The sequence below is a fragment of the Bradyrhizobium yuanmingense genome (genome assembly GCF_029167105.1).
Taxonomy (GTDB): domain Bacteria; phylum Pseudomonadota; class Alphaproteobacteria; order Rhizobiales; family Xanthobacteraceae; genus Bradyrhizobium; species Bradyrhizobium yuanmingense_A.
The window spans coordinates 348553-373469 of the sequence record NZ_JARFML010000001.1 but is presented as its reverse complement, the minus strand read 5'-3'; the positions used below and the strand labels follow the sequence as shown (position 1 = coordinate 373469).

Genomic DNA, 24917 nt, shown 5'->3' with positions numbered 1-24917 from the left:
CCCGGCGGTTCAATTCCCGCCGGGCAATGAACGTTCCCGTGTCGCAGCCTTCAAGGCTGCGAGATCGATCCTGGAGACGATCTTGTCGAGCGTGACCGGAAGGCGCTGGCGCCAGTTCGGATGCTCGTCGATCGTGCCGGGGATGTTGGGCTGGTCGATGACGCCGAGCAGATCCTCCATCGACACCGCGAGCAGCCGCGAGGGCGTGCGCGACAGGAAGGCCAGCACCGAATAAAGATCGTTGGCGCTGATGCCGTTCTGGCGCAGGATCTCGTCGAGCCTGCCGAGCGCATCCCATCGCGCCTGGTCGTTCTCGCCGGGATCGAGCCCCAGCGATCGCTTCATCTTGAGATCGCCGAAGGAGCGCCAGCCGGCATAGGTCGACAGGTCGTGCGTGTTCAGCGTCACCAGCGCATTGGGCCGGTAATGATCGACATTGCGGAAATGGCCGGCATCGTCGCGCTCGAACATCATGACGAGATAGGACCAGATGCCGAAATCCTGCATCATCTCACGGAAACCTTCCGGCACGGTGCCGAGGTCCTCGCCGATCACGATGCATTTATGGGTCGCACTCTCGCGCGCCACGGCGGCCAATAGCGCCTCGAACGGCATCTGCACATAGGCGCCGTTGTCGGGCTTGAAGCCGCGCGGCACCAGATAGAGCCGTTTCAGGCCGAGCACGTGATCGAGCCTGATCGCGCCGGCATGGCGCATCGACGCCGCGAGCATGTCGGCGAACGGGACGAAGGATTGCGCTTCCAGCCCACCGGCGTTGAAGCCGGCAAGGCCCCAATCCTGGCCGATCGTGTTGAGCACGTCGGGCGGTGCGCCGACCGCGAGATGACGCGAGATCGCCGTCTGCTCGTTCCAGGCATCGAAGCCGTTGGACTGAACGCCGACGGCGACGTCGAGATAGAGCCCGACCCGCATACCGAGCTGGCTGGCCAGCTCCTTGGCCGCATGCAGCTGGCTGTCGGCCGTCCATTGCACGAATTCGACGAACTCGACCTCGCGCCGGTCCGGGCCATTGCGCAGCTCGGCGCATTTTGCCTCGTCCGGCTGCTGCCATTCTTGCGGCCATTCCCACCAGGGTCCGGTGAAACGGTGCCGCAGCACCTCGAAACAGGCAAAGCGGGACAACAGCGGCGCGCGGGCGGCACGGAAGGCGTCAAACGCCTTGCGACGCGCCGCGCTCGCGCTTGTCACGAAACTGTCAAAGGCCGCGCGCAGGCCCAGCCATTTCAGCGCCGCCATGTCGGTATAAGGGACGCGGTCGCCCTCGCGCAGACGGGCCGCCGTCGCGGCCGCGTCGGGCACGAGGTCGGCCGAGAATTCAGGGATCGCCTCGACGTCGATATAGAGCGGGTTGAGGAAAAGCCGGCTGTTCGGCGAATAGGGGCTGCAATCGGCCGGGTGATCGTCGAACAGGACATGCAGCGGATTGAGTCCGACGCCGTCGGCCCCGAGCTGCTTGGCGAGCCGGACGAGACCGGCGAGATCGGTGAAATCGCCGATGCCCCAATTGCGATCGGAGCGGACGCTGTAGAGCTGCACGGCGAGCAGCCAGCCGCGGTCGAAATCGCCGCCGAAACAGCGCTCGGGCGCCACGATCATCGGCACGTCTTCGCTCGCACCTTCGGCATCGGTCAGCGTCAGGCGGTGATACCCGAGCGCCACGCCCGCGGGCCAGGCGATCACGGGCTCCCGCGTCTCGCCTGCCGCGATCACATTGCCGTTGCCGACGATTTTCCATTGCAGCGGCGGCGCGCCAACCGACGCCAATTCCGTGCGCGGGCGTCCGAGCGCACGGACCACGACCGGCCCGCTGACGAAGCGATAGACCCGCTTCTCCGGCAGGGCATCGAGGATGGATTTGAGGGCCTCGGGCGCGGTGACCCGCAGCTTGCCGAGGGCATCGATGAATTCGGATTGAACGCCCTTGATCCGGGCTTGAGCTAAAAGATCCATTCGGCACGCAGCTTGCAGGCCACTGATTGGCCAGGGGCATCGAGAATAACGAGATCGCGGAAGAGGTTAGTCAGGGGTAACTCGCAAACTGCGCTTGCCGTTCCCAAGGGAACCAATGACACACAAGCGGCTTTCTATCATGGTACCAAGCGTGGGTTCCCGACAAGGGAAACGGGCTCCTGCTTTCTTGTCAATGGCATCACCGTGAACAAGACAATTCAAACTGTCGAGAGTGCCGCGGCCGGCAGCGCTTTCCTGATCGAGGACGTCTATCCCGCGATCGACGGCGGCCGTTTCGCCGTGAAGCGGATCGCGGGCGAGCCGGTCGAGGTCTGGGCCGACATCTACCGCGATGGCGAGGCCGTGATCTCAGCCGCGCTGATCTGGCGAGGAGAGCAGGAACGCGAATGGCGGAGCGAGCCGATGACCCATCACGGCAATGACCGCTGGTCCGGCGCGTTCACGCCGCCCGAGCCCGGTCAATATGTCTACGCGATCGAAGCCTGGACCGACGAGTTCGCCACATGGTCGCACGCCGCCGCGCGAAAGCGGCGCACCGGGGCCGATGTCAGCCTCGATGCGATCGAGGGCGCCGGGCTTTTGACCAAGGCGCATGGCGCGCGGCAGGACGCCGCAGCGATCATCATCAGGCAGTGCGAGGACTATTTGAGGAACGGCGACATCACCTCGCTGCTCGCAACCGAGCTCGGCGCAGCCATGGCCGAGAGCCAGTCGCGGCCGGACCTGACGCGTTCGCCATTCTTCCCGCTGACCGCCGACCGCGACAAGGCCCGCTTCAGCACCTGGTATCAGATGATGCCGCGCAGCCAGAGCGCATTGCCGGGCCGGCATGGCACCCTGCGCGACTGCATCGCGCGCGTGCCTGACATCGCCGCGATGGGCTTTGACGTGCTCTACTTCACGCCGATCCACCCGATCGGCAAGACCAGCCGCAAGGGCCGCAACAATGCGCCGGTGGCCCGGGGAAGCGATCCCGGCTCGCCCTACGCGATCGGCTCGGCCGAGGGCGGCCACGATGCGCTGCATCCGGAGCTCGGCACGATCGAGGACTTCCGCGCGTTGGTCGCCACATGTCTTGAATACGGGCTCGAGCTTGCGCTGGACTTCGCGGTGCAGTGCTCGCCGGATCATCCCTGGCTGACTCAGCATCCGGAATGGTTCAAATGGCGGCCCGACCGTTCGGTGCGGACGGCGAACGGCCCTTATTCCGACATCGTCGTCCCCGATTTCAATTCCGTCGATCGCGTCGGGCTGTGGAACGCGTTTCGCGACGCCATGCTGTTCTGGATCGACAAGGGCGTGACCATCTTCGCCATCGACAATCACGACACCGCGCCGCTCGCGTTCTGGGAGTGGCTGATCCGCGACATAAGCCGCCGTCATCCCGACGTGATCCTGTTCTCCAAGACCTATGCACGGCCAAAGCTGATGAAGGGCCTGGCCAAGCTCGGCTTTTCGCAGTCCTTCACCTATTTCCCCTGGCGCACGGAAAAATGGGAGCTGGAGCAATATCTCGGCGAGCTGACGCGCTATCCCGAACGCGACTTCTACCGTCCGAACATGTTCGTCAACACGCCTGACCTGTTGCCCTTTCACCTGCAGAGCGGAGAGGCCTGGGCCTTCAAGTCGCGGATCGCACTGGCGGCAACGCTCTCGGGCAATTACGGCGTCCACAGCGGATTCGAGCTGCTGGAGCACGACGCCATTCCCGGCCGCGAGGAATATCTGGATTCCGAGAAGTACCAGATCAGGCAGCGTGACTGGGACAGACCGGGCAACATCAAACCCTACATCGCCGCGCTCAACCGCATCCGCAACGAGAACGCGGCGCTCCAGCAGACCGCGAATTTGCGCTTCCTCGCCATCGAGGACGGCGAGACGATCGCCTTCGCGAAGGAGGCGGCCGATCCGGCCAACATTGTCGTCGTCGTGATCGCGCTGTCGCGCCAGGTGCGTGAATGCTGGCTGCCGCTCGGCGATCTCACCGTTGACGCCGGAGGACGGCGTCACCATGTGACGACACTCGAAAACCTCCTCACCGGCGAACAGTCCCGCATCGAATGGGGCGGCATCAGGTTGCGTATCGATCCCGACCGCGATCCGGCACTTCTGTTCCGCTGCCTGGCGTAAGGGCTCACGCCATGAATGTTCTGTCTTCCGTCGATACCAAGAAGGCTGAGGCTGCCGAGATCGTGGATGAGCTCTGGTACAAAGACGCCATCATCTACCAGCTCCACGTCAAGGCCTTCGCCGACAGCAACAATGACGGTATCGGCGACTTCGCCGGCCTGACCGAGCGGCTGCCCTATCTGCAGGAGCTCGGCGTCACCGCGCTGTGGCTGCTGCCGTTCTACCCTTCGCCCGGCCGCGACGACGGCTACGACATCGCCGATTACGGCGCGGTCAATCCCGATTTCGGGACGATGAAAGACTTCAAGCGGTTCATCCAGGAAGCGCAGAAGCGCGGCCTGCGCGTCATCACCGAGCTCGTCGTCAACCACACCTCGGACCAGCACAAATGGTTCAAGCGCGCGCGGCGCAGCCAGCCGGGCTCGAGCGCGCGCAACTGGTATGTCTGGAGCGACACCGACCAGAAATATCAGGGCACACGCATCATCTTCACCGACACCGAGAAGTCGAACTGGACCTGGGATCCGGAGGCCGGCGCGTTCTACTGGCACCGCTTCTTCTCGCACCAGCCCGATCTCAATTTCGACAATCCGCGCGTGGTCAGCGCCATCATCCAGGTGATGAAGCGCTGGCTCGATGCCGGCGTCGACGGCTTCCGGTTAGATGCCATTCCCTATCTGTGCGAGCGCGAGGGCACCTCGAACGAGAACCTTCCCGAGACCCATGCGATCATCAAGCGCCTGCGCCAGGAGCTGGACGCGTACTCCAAGGGCAAGCTGCTGCTGGCCGAGGCCAATCAATGGCCCGAGGACGTGCAGGAATATTTCGGCCGTGGCGACGAATGCCACATGGCTTACCATTTCCCGTTGATGCCGCGCATCTACATGGCGATCGCCCAGGAGGACCGCTTCCCGATCACCGACATCCTGCGCCAGACGCCGGACATCCCGGCAAGCTGCCAATGGGCGCTGTTCCTGCGCAATCACGACGAGCTGACGCTGGAGATGGTCACCGACGTCGAGCGCGACTATCTCTGGACCACCTACGCCAACGATCCCCGCGCGCGCATCAATGTCGGCATCCGCCGGCGCCTTGCGCCGCTGATGGACAACGACCGGCGCAAGATCGAGTTGATGAACTCGCTGCTGCTGTCGTTCCCGGGCACGCCGATCATCTATTACGGCGACGAGATCGGGATGGGCGACAACATCTATCTCGGCGACCGCAACGGCGTCCGCACACCGATGCAATGGAGCCCGGACCGCAACGGCGGCTTCTCGCGCTGCGACCCCGCCCGCCTCTACGCGCCGCTGATCATGGATCCGGTCTACGGCTATGAATCGGTGAACGTCGAGGCGCAGTCGCGCAGCCTGTCCTCGCTGCTCAGCGCCACCAAGCGGCTGATCTCGGTACGCAAGTCGACGCTCGCCTTCGGCCGCGGCAGCATGACCTTCATCCGCCCGGCCAACCGCGCCGTGCTCGCCTATGTCCGCCAATACCGCGACGAGGTGATCCTCTGCGTCGCCAATCTGTCGCGCGCCGCGCAGGCGACCGAGCTCGACCTGTCGCCGTGGAAGGACCGCATCCCGCAGGAGATGCTCGGCCGCACGCGCTTTCCCGCCATCGGCGAGCTACCCTACATGATCACGCTGGGGCCCTACGGCTTCTACTGGTTCCAGCTTCTGGAGCGCGACAAGTCCGAGCCGGTGGTCCCGCGCGCGGTGCCGGAGTTCGAGACGCTGGTCGTGCCGGTGAACTCGAACTGGGTCTCGCTCGCCCGCGAGCGCGGCGTGTTCGAGCGCGACGTGCTGCCGGGCTTCCTGTCGCGGACGCGCTGGTATCCCGAGAACAATCCCAAGCACATCCGGACCACGCTGACCTCCGCGGTACCGTTCAGCGACATCGGCGACAACCGGCCCTGGATCGCGTTCTTCGAGACGACGCGGGACGAGGTGACGACGCGGTACGTGATGCCCATGCAGATCGAGTGGGTGCGCTTCGACCGCGAGCGCTTCAACCCGAAGGCGCTCGCCGCCGTCCGCCAGGGCGCACGCGAAGGCACGCTCCTCGACGTCGCGACCGAGCAGATCTTCATCGGTCTGTTCTTGCGAGGGCTGTCGCAAAACCTGGTCGTGGACGAGAACAATCTGCGGCTCGAGTTCAAGGCGACCAGCCGTTTCGCCGACTACACCATCAAGGAGCCCGAACGCATCCGCGCCATCGAACAGTCGAACAGCACCGCGCTGGTCGACAACAAGTACGTTGCCAAGATTTATCGGCGGCTGGAAAGCGGCATCAGCCCCGAGATCGAGATCGGCTACTATCTCACCGAGGTCGCCCGCTTTGCCAACACGCCGGCACTGCTCGGCAGCGTCGAGTTGGTCGACGGCAACCAGCGCAGCGCGCTCGGCGTGCTGCATGCCTATGTCGAGAACCAGGGCGACGGCTGGACCGTGACGACCGGATATCTCGACCGCTATATCGACGAGCAGCGCGTGGCGCCGGCCGATGAGATGCCGCGCGAGACCCAGGAGCAGGCGCCCTATCTGCATTTCATCGCGCAGATCGGCCGGCGGCTCGCCGAGCTGCACGTCGCTCTCGCCGCGGCAGAGCCCGCCGATCTCGCCCCCGAGCCGATCGCCTCCGCCCAGATCAAGGCTGCGCTCTCCGACCTCAAGGCGCGTGCCGAGCGGCTTCTCGAGCTGCTTGCCGACAGCCGCGACGGGCTGCGGGAGACGGACCGGCCCCTGATCGACCGGCTCATCGCCGCACGCGCGGACCTGTTCGACCACCTCAATGCGCTCTTGCCATCCGAGATCGGCGGGTTGAACATCCGCCATCATGGCGACTTCCGGCTCGGGCAAACTCTGATCGTGAAGGACGATATCTTCATCATCGACTTCGACGGCGATCCGCGTGTGCCGCTGGCCAACAAGCGCCGCAAGGCGCCGGCCGCGCGCGACGTCGCCGGCCTGATCCATTCCATCGACCTTTCTGTGAACGTGGCGCTGAGCCGCGCGCTCACGGGTGCTTCCGACGAGCAGGACCGGCTCGCGGCCGCCCTCGCCGAATGGCGCGAGCGCGCCACCGCGACCTTCCTGTCCGCCTACCGCGAAGCCATGACCGATCGGAGGCTGTGGCCGGACGATCGGTCCTGCGCGGAAGGCCTGTTGAGATTTTTCCTCCTGGATCGAGCGTTCCACGACGTAGAGTACGAGCTGTCCCGCCGGCCTGAGGGACTCCATGCGCCGCTGACCGGACTGCTTCGCATTCTGTCAAGTGCCGAGAGCGAAGCCCATGCCTAAACTGCCTGCAGAAGCCTACGCGATCATCGAAGGCCGCCACTCCGACCCCTTCCACTATCTCGGGCTGCATCCCGAGGGCGGAAAGAGCATTGTCCGCGCGTTTCTACCCGAGGCCACCAATGTCGAGGCGGTCGGCGACCATGGCGAGGTCGCGCCGCTCGACCGCGTCCACGATTCCGGCCTGTTCATCGGCGCCCTGCCCAACGGTTCGAAGCACTACCAGCTGCGCGCGAAGTTCGGCAACGACGTCGTCGAGTTCGAGGATGCCTATCGTTTTCCGCCGATCCTGACCGATTTCGACCTCTATTTGCTCGGCGAAGGCACCCATCAGCGTCTCTATGACAAGCTCGGCGCGCATCCGATGCGGCTCGAGGGCGTCGACGGCATCGGCTTCGTCGTGCTCGCGCCGAACGCGCGGCGCGTCTCCGTGGTCGGCGACTTCAACTTCTGGGACGGGCGGCGCCATCCGATGCGGGTGCGCGGCAACGGCTATTGGGAATTGTTCATCCCGCATGCGAAGGCCGGCGATCACTACAAGTTCGAAATCGTCGGACCGCATGGTCATCTGCTGCCGCTGAAATCCGATCCGATGGCATTTGCCAGCGAGCTGCGGCCGAAAACGGCCTCGATCGTGTTCGACGAGGCACATCTGCCGCGGCCGCGCCCGGCGCCCGAAGGCATCAACGCATTGTCGGCGCCGATGTCGATCTACGAGGTGCATCTCGGCTCGTGGCGGCGCAAGGACAACAATGAATGGCTGACCTATCGCGAGCTGGCCGAGCAGCTGCCGGCCTATGCCCGCGACATGGGCTTCACCCATCTCGAATTCCTGCCAGTGAGCGAGCATCCGTTCGACGGCTCCTGGGGCTATCAGCCGACCGGCCTCTATGCGCCGACCAGCCGCTTCGGCAGCCCTGAGGATTTTGCCGCCCTGATCGAAGCCTGCCACCGCGAAGGCATCGGCGTGCTGCTCGACTGGGTGCCGGGTCACTTCCCCGACGATCCGCACGGGCTCGGCCATTTCGACGGCACCGCGCTCTACGAGCACGCCAACCCGCTCCAGGGCCGCCACCTCGACTGGGGCACGCTGATCTACAATTACGGCCGCACCGAAGTGACGAACTTCCTGGTGTCGAATGCGCTGTTCTGGATGGAGCGTTACGCCATCGACGGCCTGCGCGTCGATGCGGTCGCCTCCATGCTCTATCTCGACTACAGCCGGCCGCCCGACGCCTGGATCCCGAACCAATATGGCGGGCGGGAGAACATCGAGGCGATCAACTTCCTGCGCCGCTTCAACACGGAAGTGTTCGCCCGCTTCCCTCAGGCAACCACCGCCGCCGAGGAGTCCACCGCCTGGCCGCAGGTCTCGCGCCCGGTCGAGTTCGGCGGGCTCGGCTTCGGCTACAAGTGGAACATGGGCTGGATGCACGACACGCTGAACTACATCAGCAAGGATCCGATCCACCGCAAGCATCACCACGGCGAGATCCTGTTCGGCCTGCACTATGCGTTCTCGGAGAACTTCATCCTGCCGCTGTCGCATGACGAGGTCGTGCACGGCAAGCGCTCGATCCTCGGCCGCATGCCCGGCGACGAGTGGCAGCGCTTTGCCAATTTGCGCGCTTATTACAGCTTCATGTTCGGCCATCCCGGCAAGAAGCTCCTGTTCATGGGCGCCGAGATCGCGCAGAGCCGCGAATGGAATCACGACCATTCGCTCGACTGGCACCTGCTCGAATACAAGGTCCATTCCGGCGTCCAGGCCTTGATCCGCGACCTCAACCGGCTCTACCGCGCGGTGCCGGCGCTGCACCAGATGGATTGCGAGCAGGCCGGCTTCGAATGGCTGATCACCGATGATGCCAACCGCAACGTCTTCGCCTGGCTGCGCAAGGGATTCGACGAGCACGCGCGGTGTCTCGTCATCGTCAACTTCTCGCCCAACGTCTACCAGAACTATCGCGTTCGCGTGCCCTTCGGCGGCAAGTGGAAGGAAGTGCTCAACTCCGATTCCGCCCATTACGGCGGCAGCAATGTCGGTAATGTCGGCGAAGTCAATGCCGAGGGCGGCGAGCTGCGCCTCACCATTCCGCCGCTGGCTGCGATCTTCCTCGTTCCGGAAAGCTGATCGATGCGCCTGACTGCCGGATCGCCCGCACGGCTCGGCGCAAGCTGGGACGGACGCGGCACCAATTTCGCGCTGTTCTCCGCCAACGCGCAGAAGGTCGAGCTCTGTCTGTTCGACACCCAAGGCCGCCGCGAGCTCGAGCGCATCGAGCTGCCCGAGAAGACCGAGGACGTCTGGCACGGCTATCTCAACGACGTCGCGCCGGGCCAGCTCTACGGCTATCGCGTGCACGGCCCCTACGAGCCCGAGCACGGCCATCGCTTCAACGCCAACAAGCTGCTGCTCGACCCCTACGCCAAGCGGCTTGCCGGGCGCCTGGTCTGGAGCGATGCGCATTTCGCCTACCGCACCGGAAGCCCGCGCGAGGACCTGTCGTTCGACCGGCGCGACAATGCGCGCGGCATGCCCAAGGCCGTCGTGGTCGACGAGACCTTCAACTGGGGCCGCCGCGAGATCCGGCCGAATATTCCCTGGGAAGACACGATCATCTACGAGGCCCACGTCAAGGGCCTGACGCAGAAGCGCGAGGACGTTCCGCCGAATCTGCGCGGCACCTATGGCGGCCTGTCATCGCCCGCGATGATCGAGCACCTGAAGAAGCTCGGCGTCACCACGGTCGAGCTGCTGCCGGTCCACAGCTTCGTTGACGACCGCATCCTGGTGGAAAAGAAACTCGCCAATTACTGGGGCTACAACACGCTGTCGTTCTTTGCGCCCGAGCCACGCTACGCCCAGGACAACGCGCTCGATTCCTTCCGCACTACGGTGGCGCGGCTGCACGATGCCGGCATCGAGGTGATGCTCGACGTCGTCTACAACCACACCGCCGAGGGAAATCATCTCGGTCCGACGCTGTGCTATCGCGGCATCGACAACGCCTCCTATTATTGGCTGAACCGCGAGAACCCGCGCTATTACGACGACTTCACCGGCTGCGGCTCGTCGGTGAACCTCGCCCATCCGCGCGTGCTGCAGATGGTGATGGATTCCCTGCGCTACTGGGTCGAGGTCTGCCATGTCGACGGCTTCCGCTTCGACCTTGCCACCACGCTGGCGCGCGGGCCGAACGGTTTCGATCGCGGCAGCTCGTTCCTGACCGCGGTACGGCAGGACCCGGTGCTGGCGACGGTCAAGCTCGTCGCCGAGCCGTGGGACCTCGGCCTCGGCGGCTATCAGGTCGGCGCCTTTCCCTCGCAATGGTCGGAATGGAACGACCGCTATCGCAGCGCCATGCGCCGCTACTGGAGCGGCGAAGGCAGCCTGATCGGCGACATTTCCAGCCGCATGACCGCGTCCTCCGACCTGTTCAACCACGATGGACGGCGGCCACGCGCCAGCATCAACCACATCACCGTCCACGACGGCTTCACGCTCGCCGACCTCTTCAGCTACAACGAGAAGCACAACGAGGCCAACGGCGAGGACAATCGCGACGGCTCCAACGACAATCACAGCAACAATTGCGGCGTCGAGGGGCCGACAAACGATCCTGATATCATCAGCCTGCGCCGTCAGCTGCGCAAGAACGTGCTGGCCTGCCTGATGCTGGCGCAGGGCGTTCCGCTGATCCTCGCCGGCGACGAGGTCGGCAACTCGCAATCCGGCAACAACAACGCCTATTGCCAGGACAACGAGGTCGGCTGGGTCGGCTGGGACAATCTCGGCAAGGACGGCGACGACATGATCGACTTCGTCGCCCAGCTCGCCGACATCCGCCGCCGTTTCTCACAGCTGCGCAGCCATCGCTGGCTCGACGGCCGCCCCAAGGACGGCGTCTCCTACGGCGCATTGTGGCTGACGCCCGCCGGCAACGAGATGACGGAGAGTGACTGGACATTCCCGGATGGGCGGTTTCTCTCCTATGTGATGGGCCCGATGGAACCGGGTGGGGCTGCGATCTTTATCGTACTGAACGCCGCTCCCGAAGAGATCGCATTCAAATTGCCCAAAATGACCGAATACAAGAGCTGGCAGCAGCTGCTGAACACGACCGATGCCAAGCTGAATACGATCGACTTCCTGCCCGGGAGCGACAGCAAGGCGCCGCCGCGCTCCGTGCTCGCCTTCGCAGGCGCGCTATGAGGCCATCCTTCGGGGCGAGGCCGACCAAGGACGGCGTGTCGTTCCGGCTGTGGGCGCCGGCCGCGCGCCGCGTCGATCTCCTGCTCGACCGCAGGCACGCGATGCAGCGCCGGCAGGATGGCTGGTTCGTCGCCGAGATCGCCGGCTTGTCATCTAGCAGCAAGTACAAGTTCAGGATCGACGACGACATCGACGTGCCGGATCCCGCTTCGGCCTTCCAGCCCGACGACGTGTTCGGCCCGAGCGAGGTGATCGATCACGATGCCTTCGTCTGGCGCGCGCGCGATTGGCGCGGCCGTCCCTGGGAAGAGACGGTGCTGGTCGAGACCCATGTCGGCACCTTCACGTCCGAAGGCACCTATCGCGCCATGATCGACAAGCTCGATCACCTCGCCGCGACCGGCATCAATGCGCTGGAATTGATGCCGCTCGCCGACTTCGCAGGACGCCGCGGCTGGGGCTACGACGGCGTGCTGTGGTACGCGCCGGACAGCGCCTATGGCCGGCCCGAAGACCTGAAGACGCTGATCGACGAGGCGCATCTGCGCGGGCTGATGGTGTTCCTCGACGTCGTCTACAATCACTTCGGACCGGAAGGAAACTACCTCGGCCGTTACGCGCCGACCTTCTTCACCGATGCGCACACGCCGTGGGGCAGCGCGATCGATTATCGCGTGCCGCAGGTGCGAGCCTTCGCCGTGGAGAACGCGCTGTCCTGGCTCGGCGACTACCGCTTCGACGGCCTCAGGCTCGACGCCGCCAATCACATCATGGCGATCCCCGGCGAGCAGTCCATGCTGCAGGACCTCAGCGTCGCCACCGGCGAGCTCGCCAAGGCCACGGGGCGCCACATCCATCTCGTGCTGGAGAACGGCGACAACCGCGCCAGCCTGCTCGATGCCGCGCAGGACCCGCCGAACGGTAAATATCGCGGGCAGTGGAACGACGATTATCATCACGTCTGGCACGTGATGCTGACCGGCGAGCATGCCGGCTACTATGGCGATTACCAGACGCCGCGCATGGATCTGGCACGCGCGCTCGCCTCGGGCTTCGTCTATCAGGGCGAGATCTCGGAATTCTGGGGCAAGAAGCCGCGCGGCGAGCCGAGCGGCCAGCTGCCGCCGGCGACCTTCGTCAATTTCCTGCAGAACCACGACCAGATCGGCAATCGCCCGCTGGGCGAGCGGCTGGAAAGCCTGGCATCGCCACAGCAGATCGAGGCCGCGCTCGCGGTCACCCTGCTCGCGCCGATGGTGCCGATGCTGTTTCAGGGCGAGGAATGGGGCTCGAGGGTCCCCTTCCCGTTCTTCTGCGATTTCCAGGGCGGGTTAGCCGATGCCGTGCGCAAGGGGCGCAAGCGGGAATATGCCTGGGCTTACGAGAAATACGGCGACGAGGTCCCCGACCCGCTCGATGCGGCAACGCTGCAATCGGCCGTGCTCGACTGGACCGGCCGCACGCCGCAACAGGATGCGCGGCTTGCGCTGGTTCGGGAGTTGCTCGGCGTCCGTCGCAAGGAGATCGTGCCGCGGCTGAGGGGCGCAAGCTTCGGTGATGCCGAGGCGGCCGACAACGGCCTCGTCACCGCACATTGGCGCATGGGCGACGGCACCACGTTACGCCTTGTCGCCAATCTGTCCGATCACGAGATCACCTCCAGCGTCAGCGCGGGCACGCCGATCTGGGGCGGCGGCGCCGGCGAGCGGCTCACGCCCTGGTCGGTGGTCTGGCGCCTCGGAGGTTAGAATGCCTCCCGCCATTCCGCTCGCGACCTACCGGCTCCAGCTCACCGCGGATTTCGATTTCGACAAGGCCGCCGCGGTCGTTCCCTATCTCAAGGCGCTGGGCATCACGCATCTTTACGCCTCGCCGGTGATGAAGGCCCGCAAAGGCTCGACCCATGGCTACGACACGGTCGATCACGGCCAGTTCAATCCCGAGCTCGGCGGCGAAGCCGGCTTTACGCGGCTGAGCCAGGCGCTTCAGCAGCACGATCTCGGGCTCATCATCGATTTCGTCCCCAACCATGTCGGCGTGCATTTTGCCGACAATCCCTGGTGGCTCGACGTGCTGGAATGGGGCCAGGCCTCGCCGCACGCGGCGTCCTTCGACATCGACTGGGACCAGCTGGCCTACCGCGCCCGCGGCGGCGTGCTGCTGCCGATCCTCGGCGCGTCCTACGGCGAGGCGCTCGAGCGCGGCGACATCGAGCTGCGCTACGACCCGGACGAAGGAAGCTTCGCGGCGTGGTATTTCGAGCACCGCTTGCCCATCGCGCCGGAGCGCTATGGCGAGATGCTGCGGATCGTCGTCAAGGAGGCGGACGCGGCGGAAACGGAGCCCGGCAAGCGCCTGCTGTCGCTCGCGACCCGCTACACGGGGCTGCGGCGCCCCAATCGCAAGGAGGCTCCCGGCTTCAAGTCCGAGCTCAGGGAGATCACAGGCGCCGCCGACATCATCAAGCGCGGCCTTGCCGCCTATCGCGCCGGCAAGGACCGCCCGGCACAGACGCTGACGCTGCATCATCTCCTGGAGCGCCAGCACTACAAGCTCGGGCACTGGCGGCTTGCTTCCAGCGACATCAATTATCGCCGCTTCTTCGACGTCAACGGCCTCGCCGGCCTGCGCGTCGAGGACGCGAGCACGTTTGCCGCCACGCACCGGCTGGTGAAGCAGCTCATCGCCGACGGCAAATTGCAGGGAATCCGGCTCGATCACATCGACGGCCTGCGCGACCCCGCCCAATATTGCCAGCGGCTGCGCCGGCTGGTGCGCGACGCCCAAAGCAACACCGCCCAAGGCAACACCACCCAAGGCAACACCAAGCCGTTCTATACCGTGATCGAAAAAATCCTGTGCGAGCACGAGCGCCTGCCGCATTTCGCCGGCGTCCAGGGCACCACGGGCTATGAATGGATGAACGTCATCACCCACGTGCTGATCGATTCCAAGGGACTGGAGGCGCTGGACGAGACCTGGCGGCAGATCAGCAACCGGCCGCCGCGGCTTGTGCCTTACGTCAAGGACGCCAAGCGGCGGGTGCTGGAGACGTTGCTCACCAGCGAGTTCACCGTGCTGACGCGCCTGCTCGCGCGCATCGCCAACGGCCATTATTCGACGCGCGACTTCTCGGCCGACAGCCTGCGGCAGGCGCTCGAGCTCTATGTGCTGCATTTCCCGGTGTATCGCACCTACCTGACGCATAGCGGCCCGACTGCAGCGGACCGCAAGCTGATCGACGACACCATTGCGCGCGCCCGCCGCGACTGGTTCGCCGCCGACGAAGGCATTTTCGACTTCCTGCGCGATGCCTTGACCATGGACCTGCTCAAGCCGGGCCGTCCGCCGCACAGCGCCCCGCGCGTGCGCCGCTTCGCGCTGAAGGTGCAGCAATTCACCGGCCCGATGATGGCAAAGTCGCTGGAGGACACAGCGTTCTATCAATTCCACCGGCTGCTGGCGCTGAACGAGGTCGGCGGCGACCCCGCCAGCACCGGCCTCAGCATTCCCGCCTTCCACCAGGCCATGCAGGCCCGCGCCAGGGAATGGCCGCAAGGCATGACGGCAACCGCCACCCACGACACCAAGCGTGGTGAGGATGCGCGCACGCGCATCGCATCGCTGAGCGAGATTCCCGGTGAATGGACCAGCGCAGTGGCCCGCTGGAAGGTGCTGAACGCGCCGCACCTCGCGCTGCACGGCAATTTCCGCGCGCCGTCGGCAACGTTCGAATACATGCTCTACCAGACCCTGCTCGGTGTCTGGCCGGTTCAAGCGCCGGCCGATGCTGCCTTCATCGAGCGCATCCAGGCCTATGCCCTCAAGGCCGCGCGCGAGGGCAAGGAGGAGACGAGCTGGCTCAACCCGCATGAAGCGTATGAGAACGGCATCCGCGACTTCATCGCGAAGATCCTCGACCCCGACCAGTCCGCGGAATTCCTTCAGGCCTTGCAGACGCTGGCGCGCCGCGTCGCGCTGCTCGGCACGCTGAACTCGCTGAGCCAGCTCACGCTCAAGGCGACGCTGCCGGGCGTGCCGGACTTCTATCAAGGCACCGAATTCTGGGACCTGTCGCTGGTCGATCCCGACAACCGCCGCCCGGTCGACTTCGCCGCGCGCCACGCGGCGCTGCCATCACTGGAAGCGCCGGACTGGAGCGGCCTGATCAAGAGCTGGCCGGACGGCAAGCTCAAGCTGGCCTGGACGCGGCATCTGCTCAAGCTGCGCAACGAGCTGGCCGACGTCTTCGCGCAGGGCGACTACCAGCCGCTTGAGGTACGGGGTGCCCATGCCGACCATGTCATCGCCTTCGCGCGTCGTCATGGCCGCGCCGCCGCGATCGTCGTTGTCGGGCGTCATTTCGCGCCGTTCACCCAAGCGGGCCGGGAATGGCCCGCACCCGAAGCTATCGACGCCACCATCGACATCACGGGCTATGCCGTGCCCGGCCTTGCGGGCAACGACTTGCCGCTCGCGCAGGCCTTCCGTGACTGTCCTGCCTTGGTCATCGCGGCCCGATCGGCGAATGCCGTCAGGGCGCCGCGGCAACGCGTGCGCGCCTGAAGTTACTTCTCCCCGTCTTTGGTCAGCAGCAATTGGCCGCGCTTCTTGATCGTCGCCCGCGCCATCTCGGCGAAGCGCTGCAGCAGCCAGGGCAGCACCACCTCGACCCGGACCTGATCGTCGCCGACATCGACCTGCCCCGTCGCAACTTGGCCGAGCGCGCGGATGCGGAAGGCCAGAGTGTCGCCGCTCCAGCGTTCCTCTTCGACCTGCATCACCGGAATGCTCGCCGCGGCGCGGCCGAGCCCCGTCTTGAGCCGGCGCACCGCCTCCTCACGGCCGAGACGATGCGGAATCGAGACGACGAGCGGTGCTGACATGGTCCATGGTCCTGTGGTGACTGTTCCTCACATCCTCATGCCGGCGAGACCAGAAAAGGTTCCATGCGAGTTGATCCTGTGACCGGCCCCGTCATGGCCGGAACTATAGAACCTGCGGCAAGTTGCCCCTGCACACGGGACAGGTGCAAACGACCCTTTGAACAAGGGCTGGAGGAGATTCGCATGTCAATCGGCACGATCATTCTGATCATTCTGATCATCGCCCTGCTCGGCGGCTTCAGCGGCATCGGCGGCGGGCCGTTCTATGGCACCGGCTATTACGGCGGCGGCGGCCTCGGGCTTGTCATCGTCATCCTGCTGATCCTGCTGCTGATGGGAAGGATCTAGATGCAGACTTCGTAGGGTGGGCAAAAGGCGCAACGCGCCGTGCCCACTTCTTCGTTCGAACGAAAGAAGGTGGTGGGCACGCTTTGCTTTGCCCACCCTACGAGACCTACCTTCGGTGCAACAGCGACAGACCTACTTCACCTTCCCCGCCAGCTTCTTGATCGCGGCCTTGATTGACACGGCTGCATCCTCATACCCCTCCCATGCCTTCGATCGCGCCAGCAGGCCCGGCACGCTGCGCATCGTGTAGCGCTTCGGATCGAGATCGCTCTTCACCTGCGCCCAGGTGACCGGCATCGACACGGTCGCGCCGGCTCGCGCTCGGGGCGACAACGGGGCCACCGCCGTCGACATGCGGTCGTTGCGCAGATAATCCAGGAAGATCTTTCCCTTGCGCAGCTTCTTCGACATGTTGAGCAGATAGCGTTCGGGATCGTCGTCGGCCATCCACTGGCAGACGCCTTGCGCAAAGGCCTTGGCCTCCTTCCAGCTCACCTTGTCGCGCGCGCCATGGAGTAGCGGCACCACGACGTGAAGGCCCTTGCCGCCCGTGGTCTTGCAGAAGCTGTCCATGCCGATATCGGCGAGCCGCTGCCTCATCTCCTTGGCCGCCTCGACCACGTCGGGAAAGTCCACGTCGGGGGCGGGGTCGAGATCGAACACCAGGCGGCCCGGGGTGTCGTAGGCATAGGGCGCGCAGTTCCAGGGATGCAGCTCGACGCCGCCGATCTGAGCCACCGCGGCGAGCCCTTCGATCCGGTCGATCTGAAGATACGGCTTGCGGTCGCCGGAGACCCGCGCGAGCTCCAGGAGGTTCGATGTTCCCTGCATCGCATGGCGCTGGAAGAAGCATTCGCCCTTGATGCCATCAGGCGCGCGGATCAGCGAGCACGGCCGGCCCTTGAGATGCACGATCATCCATTCGCCGACGGCTTCGAGGTAGCGGGCAAGGTCCAGCTTGGTGACGGCGCCACCATCGCCGTCATCCGGCCAGAGCTCCTTGTCCGGCTTGGAGATGACGACGCTCATGACCTCGGCATTTTGAGCGGCCTGCTTCGGTTGCCGGCCCGCCTTCGTGCGCACCGCCTTCCTGGCCCGGGGCTCGGCGAGCTCGGTATCGACGGGCGTCTCGGCCTCGACCTCCTCAGCCGGCTTGTCCTGCCGCAAGCCCTTGAACGCCGCCTGACGAATATTGCCGTCGGCCGTGAAGCCCGCGAACTCGATCTCGGCGACGAGCTCCGGCTTCAGCCAGTGCACGTCCCGCGTCTTCTTCGGCGCGTTCTTGCCGCCGAACGGGCTTTCCTTGCTCTCAATCGCCTTCAGCGCCGGCATGATGCGCTTGACCTTGTCCGCGCCGAAGCCGGTGCCGACCATGCCGACGAAGGCGAGATGGTCGCCGCGCTGCACGCCTGCCATCAGCGAGCGGAATTTGCCGTTGGTGGTCTTGTAGCCGCCGATCACCACCTCGTGGCCGGCGCGGCATTTCGACTTGACCCAGCTCTCGGTGCGCCCCGAACGATAGGGCGCGTTCAGCTTCTTCGACACCACCCCTTCGAGCTCGAGCTTGCAGGCCGATTGCAGCACCGCATCGCCGCCACTCTCGAAATGCTCGACATAGCGGATCTGAGTCGATTTCCGCTTGCGCGATTCCAGCAGCTTCTTGAGCTGCGCCTTGCGCTCCCCAAGCGGCAGCCGACGGTAGTCCTGCCCTTCCGCGAGCAGCAGGTCGAAGGCGAAGAAGATCAGCTCGTCGGTCTTGCCATCGGACAGCGCCGCTTGCAGCGAGGAGAAGTTCGGCGCACCGTTATGGTCGAGCGCGACGATCTCGCCGTCGATCATCACATCCGGTAGCGTGGCGGCTTCCTCGGCGATGGCGGCGAACTTGCTCGTCCAATCGAGACCCTTGCGCGTCTTCAGCGTCGCCTCGCCGTCCTCGACCCGCAGCTGCACGCGATAACCGTCGAACTTGATCTCGTGGCACCAGCCCTCGTCCCCGGGCGGCCGCTCGACCAGGGTGCAGAGCTGCGGCGCGACGAAATCCGGCATCTTCGACACCGTCTTGGCGTTCGTCGCGGTGGTGGCGCTTTTCTTCGCCACTTTGCCGGCTTTCAACGCGGCGCGCGGCGCCAGCTTCACCGTACGCCCTTTCGTCTCCTCGGCACGATTGGACTGCCAGACTGCGTCGGCCTTGCCCTTGGTGCCCTTGGCCAGCATGAACGGCTTCGGCGCGCGGCCCTTGCCCGCGGCGATCTGCTCCATCGTGCGGCCGGAGGCGACCGACTTGTCCTGCTCGAGCACGTCGTTGGCCGCGCCTTCGCGAGCATCTTCGTCGCGATGCTTGATCAGCAGCCAGTTGGTGCGCTTCTCGCCGCCGCGGTTGCGCATCCGCACCAGGACCCAGCTGCCCTGCAGCTTGTCGCCGCGCAGAGTGAACTTCAGATCGCCCTTCTTGAATCCGGCTTCCGGATCGTCCGATTCCCAGGTGCCGCGGTCCCACAACATCACGGTCCCGCCGCCGTACTGGCCTTCCGGAATCGTGCCTTCGAAATCGCCATAATCGAGCGGATGGTCCTCGACCTCGACCGCCAGCCGCTTGTCGTGGGGATCGAGCGAAGGCCCCTTCGTCACTGCCCAGGACTTGAACACGCCGTCGAATTCGAGCCGGAGATCGTAATGCAGCCGGCTCGCATCATGCTTCTGGATCACGAAGCGCCGCTGCTTCGACGGCGCCACGGCGGTCTTGCCCGATGGCTCCGGCGTCTTCTCGAAGTCTCGCTTCTGTCGGTAGGTGGAAAGCTTTTGCAGCACGACCGGTCCCGCTTCTCGTTCGGCTTGAAGCCTATCACGGCGAAAGTCCCGCCCGGAACCAAAACCCCATGGGGCGGTTGGGGTTCCAAAACGCCTTGAAAACGCTGGAGAATGGAATGGCCCCGCGCGCCTATTGGAAGGGAACGTTGAAGCTGTCGCTGGTCAGTTGCCCGGTCGTGCTTTATCCGGCGACCACCGCGGCCGAGAAGACGCGGTTTCACCTGATCAACCGCGAGACCGGGAACCGGCTCAAGCAGCAGATGATCGATTCCGAGACCGGTGACGTCGTCGAGAGCGACCAGAAGGGCCGCGGCTACGAGCTGCGCAAGGGCAAGTATGTCGAGATCGAGCCGGAGGAGCTCGAGGCAGTCCAGATCGAGAGCAATCACACCATCGACATCGAGAGCTTCGTGCCGCGCGAGGAGATCGACCAGCGCTATCTCAACCATCCCTATTACATCGCGCCCGACGGCAAGGCGGCGGTCGATGCGTTCGCGGTGATCCGCGACGCGATGAAGGACCAGGAGCGCGTCGCGCTCGCCAAGATCGTTCTGATCAATCGCGAGCACGTCATGGCGATCGAGCCGCGCGGCAAGGGCCTGCTCGGCACCACGCTGCGCTTCCCTTACGAGCTGCGCGAGGAGGACCAGTTCTTCGACGATATCAAGAGCCCGAAGATCACCAAGGACATGGTCGAGCTCGCCGGCCACATCCTCAAGACCAAGACGGCGCATTTCGATCCCAGCAAGTTCAAGGACGAGTACGAGGACGCGCTGAAGGCCCTGGTGAAGCGCAAGGCCAGCGGCAAGAAGATCGAGCTGCCCGAGCCCGAGGAGCGGCCGAGCAATGTCGTCAGCCTGATGGACGCGCTGAAGCAGAGCCTGAAAGGACGTGGCGGCAAGAAGGCGGCGGCGAAGTCCCATGCGCGGCGCGCGACCGGACGGCAGCGAACCGCGAAGAAGGCGCACCGTTCGACGGCAAGGCACAGGAAGGCGGGGTAGCAACCCCGTCATTCCGGGGCGATGCGAAGCATCGAGCCCGGAATCCATCGTGCCGAGCGCGATGCGCGGAGAAATGGATTCCGGGCCCACGCCAAGGGGCGCGTCCCGGAATGACAGCGGAAATCAATCCCCCGCCTTCAGCCGATACCCGATCCCGGTCTCCGTCAGCACGTATTGCGGCCGTTCCGGATCGGCTTCGATCTTCTGGCGAAGCTGGCGGACATAGACGCGTAAGTATTGCGCGTCGGTCAGTTCGTCCCACAGCTCTTTCAGCAGGAAGCGGTGGGTGAGCACCTTGCCGGCGTGCTGCACCAGCACCCGCAACAGGTCATATTCCTTCGGCGAGAGCTTCACCTCGCGATCCCCGACCTTGACGATGCGGCGAACGAGATCGACCGAGAGATCGCCGGTGCGGAACACCGGACGCTCGCCCTTGACCTGAAGCTGGTGACGCAGCGCGGCGCGCAAGCGCGCCAGCAGCTCCTCCATGCCGAACGGCTTCGTCAGATAATCGTCGGCACCGAGATCCAGCGCCTGCACCTTGCCGGCCTCGTCGCCGCGGCTCGACAGCACCACGATCGGCACGCCGTCGTTGCGGGCGCGGATGGTGCGGAGCAGCTCATGGCCTTGAACGTCGGGCAGGCCGAGATCCAGGATGATCAGCGCCGGCTCCTCGCCAAGTTTCTCCAGCGCCGTCTTGCCATTCGGCGCTTCCAGGATCTCGTAGCCCTGGGTCGTCAACCCCATCCGCAGCAATTTGCGGATCGGCGGCTCGTCGTCGATGACCAGGACCTTGATCGGAGCAGCGCTCATGCGGCGGTATCCAATGCGTGGCTCTCTGCCGGAACGGGCAGGCGAATGGTCAGGACCGCGCCGCTCCGCTCGCTGCGATTGGCGGCGGAGATCGTGCCGTGCATCGCCTCGACGAAGCCGCGCGAGATGGCAAGCCCGAGCCCGGTGCCGGGACGGACGTGATCGCCCTTCTGCACGCGATAGAACTTGTCGAACACGCTCTCGAGCTCGTCCGGCGGAATGCCGGCGCCCTCGTCGGCGACCTCAAGCACGACATGAGCGCTGTCGCGCCGGCCGCGGATCGAGATCGTGGTTTCGGGGGGTGCGTATTTCGCGGCATTGTCAAGCAGGTTGAACAGCACCTGCTCGAACAGCACGGCGTCGAGCTGGAGCATCGGCAGATCGGCGGCCAGCACCAGCTCGACCTTGTGGCGGCTGAGGATCTTGCTGGCGCGCCGGAGCGCGCTGCCGACGATCTCGCTGAGATCGTGCAGCGCTGTGTTGGGCACGATGGCGCCGGATTCGAGCTTGGTCATGTCGAGCAGATTGGCGATGAAGCGGTTGAGCCGCTCGGATTCGTCGATCACGGTGGCGAGCAAATCGCGCTTTTCGGTGTCCGAGAGCGCGCCGGCGAGATCGCGCATGGTCGAGGCTGCACCTAACACCGAGGCGAGCGGCGTCTTCAGATCGTGCGAGATCGAGGTGAGCAGCGCCGAGCGCAGCCGCTCGGATTCGACGGTGCGCTTGACGCGGTCCATGTCCTCGACCAGAAGCACACGCTCGATCGCGAGCGCGCCCTGGTCGACCAGCGCATCGAGCAGCCGCCGCTGGTCCGGCGTCAGCAGCGGGCCGGTGCGATCGTTGTCGATGCCGATTACACCGATCGGGCCCCGCCCGGTGCGCATCGGCAGGAACAGCCGCTTGGCGCCCGGCAAGGTATCCGAGCCGCGGCCAGCGGGGCGATCGTTGCTCCAGGCCCAGTTGGCGGCGGCAAGGTCGGCCTGGTCGAGCTCGTCCTCGGGCGGATAGCCTGACTTCACCGTCAGCAGGCCTTCATCCGGCAATAGCAGCACCACCCGGACCTTGAGCATCAATGCGGTCTGGTAGGCACTCGCCCACAAGACGTCGTCGAGCGTGGCCGTGCCGGCGAGCTTGCGGCTGAAGGCATAGAGCTGCTCGGTCATCCTGATCCGGCCGATCGCGGTGTCGGCCTGGATGCGCACGCGCGCCGCGACATTGGAGACGATCATCGCCACCAACAGGAACAGCGCGAAGGCGGCGACGTTGGTCGGATCGGTGATCGTGAAGGTGTAGAGCGGCGGCAGGAAGAAGAAGTTGTAGCAGAGCGAAGCCGCCACCGTGGCCAGCAGCGAGGGCCACAGGCCGTAGCGCACGGCAACCGCAACGACCGAGGTCAGCAGCACGAGATCGACGTTCTCGATGCCGAAATAGGGCTGGATCAGCTTGGCAGCGCCAAGACCCACAAGCACGATCCCAAGCGCCTTGAGAAAAGGCAAGGGATCGAACGGCTCGGATCGTACGGCAGTCTGCACCTCCATCTTGGGCGCGGCCTCTCCGGAAAGCTCGTTGCCGGGAATGACGTGAACGCTGATATTGCCCGCACGGCGCACCAGGTCGTGCACGACCGAGCCGCGCATCATCTCGAACCAGCGCGAGCGCGTCGACTTGCCGATCACGATCTGGGTGACGTTGTTGCCCTGCGCGAAATTGACGACGTCGTCGGCGATGCGGCGGCCGACGGCGGGAATGGTCAGCGCCTCGCCGCCGAGCGATTCCGCCAGCCGCAGCGTATCGGCCAGCCGATCCCGCTCCTCGTCCGACAATTGCAGCGATCGCCGCGTCTCGATCGAGATCGCGGTAAACGGCGCATGCAACCGGTCGGCCAATCGCTTGGTGTAGCGCACGAGGCCGGCCGCGCGCGGATCCTCGCTGACGCAGACCAGGATGCGCTCACCAGCGGCCCAGGGCCCGGGAATCGCATTGGCCTGCATGTGGTTGAGCAACTGCTCGTCGACCCGTTCGGCGGTGCGCCGCAGTGCGAGCTCACGCAGCGCCGTGAGATTGCCCGGCGAGAAATAATGCTCCAGCGCCCGCTCGGCCTGCTTGGGCACATAGACCTTGCCCTCCTTCAGGCGCTGGATCAGGTCGTCGGGGGTGAGATCGATGAGCTCGATGGCGTCCGCGCGGTCGAACACCGAATCCGGCACGGTCTCGCGCACCCGGACATGGGTGATCTGGGCAACGACGTCGTTCAGGCTCTCGATGTGCTGGATGTTGACGGCGGTGTAGACGTCGATACCGTGCGAGAGCAGCTCCTCGACGTCGAGATAGCGCTTGGGATGGCGGCTGCCGGCTGCATTGGTGTGGGCGAGCTCGTCGACCAGCGCGATCTGCGGCCGCCGAGCGATCACCGCGTCGAGGTCCATCTCCTCGACGATCTGGCCGCGGTAGTCCAGCCTCTTGCGCGGGACCACTTCGAGGCCGCGCACCAGCGCCTCGGTCTCGGCGCGGCCATGAGTCTCGACGAAGCCGACCACGACATCGATGCCGGCCTTGCGCTTGGCCTGGGCGCTTTGCAGCATCTCGTAGGTCTTGCCGACGCCGGGAGCGGCGCCGACGAAGATCTTCAGCCTGCCGCTCGCACCCTCCTCCCGGCGCGCCGCTTCCAGCAGGGCCTCCGGTGACGGACGTTGTTCGGGATCGCGACGCTCTCGGACCATCTTGCCAGTATAATCATCCGTCCACTGCGAGCCTAGACGGCTACTTCGCGGCCATGCGATCGAGCGCGAGATTCAGCGCCAGAACGTTAACCCTGGGTTCGCCGAGCAGACCGAGCAGACGGCCTTCGGTGCTGGCGGTCACGAGCTGCTTGACCTGATCCTCGGGCAGATTGCGCGCCTTGGCCACGCGCGGCACCTGGAATTGCGCCGCTTCCGGCGAGATGTTCGGGTCGAGGCCGCTGGCCGAGGTCGTCACCAGGTCGACGGGCACGGGGACGTTCGGATTCTCGGCCCTGAGCTTGGCCACATCCTCCTTCAGCCGGTCGGCCAGCGCCTTGCTGGTCGGACCGAGATTGGAGCCGCCCGAATTGGCGGCGTTGTAGGGCGCGGGCACCGTCTTGGTCGAATCGTTCGGGTCCGGCGCCAGCGTCGCGGAGGGGCGGCCGTGGAAGTACTTGTCGTCCTTGAACTCCTGCCCGATCAGGACGGAGCCGATCACCTTGCCGTCCTTCTCGATCAGGCTGCCTTGCGCCTGAGCGGGAAACAGCGCGCCGGCAATGGCCGTCATCGCCAGCGGATAGGCCAAGCCGGTGATGGCGGTGAGCACCAGCAAAAGGACGATGGCGGGGCGGATTTCTTTGAGCATGTGCTTTCTCCTATTTCTCCCGTCATTGCGAGGAGCGAAGCGACGAAGCAATCCA

Annotated in this window: 14 protein-coding genes; 8 read left to right on the top strand and 6 right to left on the bottom strand. The window is 65.2% G+C overall.

The window, feature by feature from the left end; genetic code table 11:
• Window positions 1-9 precede the first annotated feature (9 nt).
• Window positions 10-1971: a 4-alpha-glucanotransferase gene (malQ, locus tag P0R31_RS01815; RefSeq protein WP_275512593.1), complete on the bottom strand. Its 1962-nt coding sequence runs from the start codon at window positions 1969-1971 to the stop codon at window positions 10-12.
• Between the two features lie 204 nt (window positions 1972-2175).
• Between malQ and P0R31_RS01810 the strand changes: the two genes are divergently transcribed.
• The 6 genes from P0R31_RS01810 to treY are packed head-to-tail and all read left to right on the top strand — an operon-like array spanning window position 2176 to window position 16206.
• A complete protein-coding gene (locus P0R31_RS01810) occupies window positions 2176-4122 on the top strand; it encodes a maltotransferase domain-containing protein (protein WP_275512592.1) in 1947 nt (648 codons plus the stop codon).
• Window positions 4123-4133: 11 nt separating this feature from the next.
• Window positions 4134-7427 (top strand): maltose alpha-D-glucosyltransferase, encoded by a 3294-nt coding sequence (treS, locus tag P0R31_RS01805; protein WP_275512591.1) that lies wholly within the window; start codon window positions 4134-4136, stop codon window positions 7425-7427.
• Window positions 7420-9558 (top strand): 1,4-alpha-glucan branching protein GlgB, encoded by a 2139-nt coding sequence (gene glgB, locus P0R31_RS01800; protein WP_275512590.1) that lies wholly within the window; start codon window positions 7420-7422, stop codon window positions 9556-9558. The genes treS and glgB overlap by 8 nt, the downstream gene beginning before the upstream one ends.
• 3 nt (window positions 9559-9561) lie before the next feature.
• Entirely contained in the window at window positions 9562-11640 is a 2079-nt protein-coding gene (gene glgX, locus P0R31_RS01795) for a glycogen debranching protein GlgX (RefSeq protein ID WP_275512589.1), read from the top strand.
• Window positions 11637-13388, top strand: coding sequence for a malto-oligosyltrehalose trehalohydrolase (gene treZ, locus P0R31_RS01790; RefSeq protein ID WP_275512588.1), 1752 nt, complete (start codon window positions 11637-11639; stop codon window positions 13386-13388). Before glgX ends, treZ begins: the two co-directional genes overlap by 4 nt.
• 1 nt (window position 13389) lies before the next feature.
• Window positions 13390-16206 (top strand): malto-oligosyltrehalose synthase, encoded by a 2817-nt coding sequence (treY, locus tag P0R31_RS01785; RefSeq protein WP_275512587.1) that lies wholly within the window; start codon window positions 13390-13392, stop codon window positions 16204-16206.
• Between the two features lie 2 nt (window positions 16207-16208).
• On the opposite strand, the gene P0R31_RS01780 is transcribed toward treY, so the two are convergent.
• Entirely contained in the window at window positions 16209-16526 is a 318-nt protein-coding gene (locus P0R31_RS01780) for a polyhydroxyalkanoic acid system family protein (protein WP_275512586.1), read from the bottom strand.
• 183 nt (window positions 16527-16709) lie between these two features.
• Here P0R31_RS01780 and P0R31_RS01775 point away from each other — a divergent pair, with 183 nt between their 5' ends.
• Complete coding sequence (locus tag P0R31_RS01775; RefSeq protein WP_008560028.1) at window positions 16710-16874, top strand: DUF3309 family protein; 165 nt, start codon at window positions 16710-16712, stop codon at window positions 16872-16874.
• 132 nt (window positions 16875-17006) lie between these two features.
• On the opposite strand, the gene ligD is transcribed toward P0R31_RS01775, so the two are convergent.
• Window positions 17007-19682: a DNA ligase D gene (ligD, locus tag P0R31_RS01770; RefSeq protein ID WP_275512585.1), complete on the bottom strand. Its 2676-nt coding sequence runs from the start codon at window positions 19680-19682 to the stop codon at window positions 17007-17009.
• 116 nt (window positions 19683-19798) lie between these two features.
• Between ligD and P0R31_RS01765 the strand changes: the two genes are divergently transcribed.
• A complete protein-coding gene (locus P0R31_RS01765) occupies window positions 19799-20683 on the top strand; it encodes a Ku protein (protein ID WP_275512584.1) in 885 nt (294 codons plus the stop codon).
• A gap of 123 nt (window positions 20684-20806) precedes the next feature.
• Here P0R31_RS01765 and P0R31_RS01760 read toward each other — a convergent pair whose 3' ends face one another.
• Genes P0R31_RS01760 through P0R31_RS01750 form a run of 3 tightly spaced genes read right to left on the bottom strand, consistent with a single transcriptional unit; the run spans window position 20807 to window position 24862 of the window.
• A complete protein-coding gene (locus P0R31_RS01760) occupies window positions 20807-21496 on the bottom strand; it encodes a response regulator (protein ID WP_036042316.1) in 690 nt (229 codons plus the stop codon).
• A complete protein-coding gene (locus P0R31_RS01755) occupies window positions 21493-24216 on the bottom strand; it encodes a sensor histidine kinase KdpD (RefSeq protein ID WP_275512583.1) in 2724 nt (907 codons plus the stop codon). Before P0R31_RS01755 ends, P0R31_RS01760 begins: the two co-directional genes overlap by 4 nt.
• Before the next feature lie 40 nt (window positions 24217-24256).
• Complete coding sequence (locus tag P0R31_RS01750) at window positions 24257-24862, bottom strand: K(+)-transporting ATPase subunit C (protein ID WP_275512582.1); 606 nt, start codon at window positions 24860-24862, stop codon at window positions 24257-24259.
• Window positions 24863-24917: the final 55 nt, after the last annotated feature.

What these genes read in the sequence shown, in the direction of transcription:
- P0R31_RS01755 (WP_275512583.1), bottom strand. Translation starts at nt 24,216, where the DNA reads ATGGTCCGAGAGCGTCGCGATCCCGAACAACGTCCGTCACCGGAGGCC.
- malQ (WP_275512593.1), bottom strand. Translation starts at nt 1,971, where the DNA reads ATGGATCTTTTAGCTCAAGCCCGGATCAAGGGCGTTCAATCCGAATTC.
- P0R31_RS01765 (WP_275512584.1), top strand. Translation starts at nt 19,799, where the DNA reads ATGGCCCCGCGCGCCTATTGGAAGGGAACGTTGAAGCTGTCGCTGGTC.
- P0R31_RS01775 (WP_008560028.1), top strand. Translation starts at nt 16,710, where the DNA reads ATGTCAATCGGCACGATCATTCTGATCATTCTGATCATCGCCCTGCTC.
- treS (WP_275512591.1), top strand. Translation starts at nt 4,134, where the DNA reads ATGAATGTTCTGTCTTCCGTCGATACCAAGAAGGCTGAGGCTGCCGAG.
- glgX (WP_275512589.1), top strand. Translation starts at nt 9,562, where the DNA reads ATGCGCCTGACTGCCGGATCGCCCGCACGGCTCGGCGCAAGCTGGGAC.
- P0R31_RS01750 (WP_275512582.1), bottom strand. Translation starts at nt 24,862, where the DNA reads ATGCTCAAAGAAATCCGCCCCGCCATCGTCCTTTTGCTGGTGCTCACC.
- treY (WP_275512587.1), top strand. Translation starts at nt 13,390, where the DNA reads ATGCCTCCCGCCATTCCGCTCGCGACCTACCGGCTCCAGCTCACCGCG.
- glgB (WP_275512590.1), top strand. Translation starts at nt 7,420, where the DNA reads ATGCCTAAACTGCCTGCAGAAGCCTACGCGATCATCGAAGGCCGCCAC.
- P0R31_RS01780 (WP_275512586.1), bottom strand. Translation starts at nt 16,526, where the DNA reads ATGTCAGCACCGCTCGTCGTCTCGATTCCGCATCGTCTCGGCCGTGAG.
- P0R31_RS01760 (WP_036042316.1), bottom strand. Translation starts at nt 21,496, where the DNA reads ATGAGCGCTGCTCCGATCAAGGTCCTGGTCATCGACGACGAGCCGCCG.
- treZ (WP_275512588.1), top strand. Translation starts at nt 11,637, where the DNA reads ATGAGGCCATCCTTCGGGGCGAGGCCGACCAAGGACGGCGTGTCGTTC.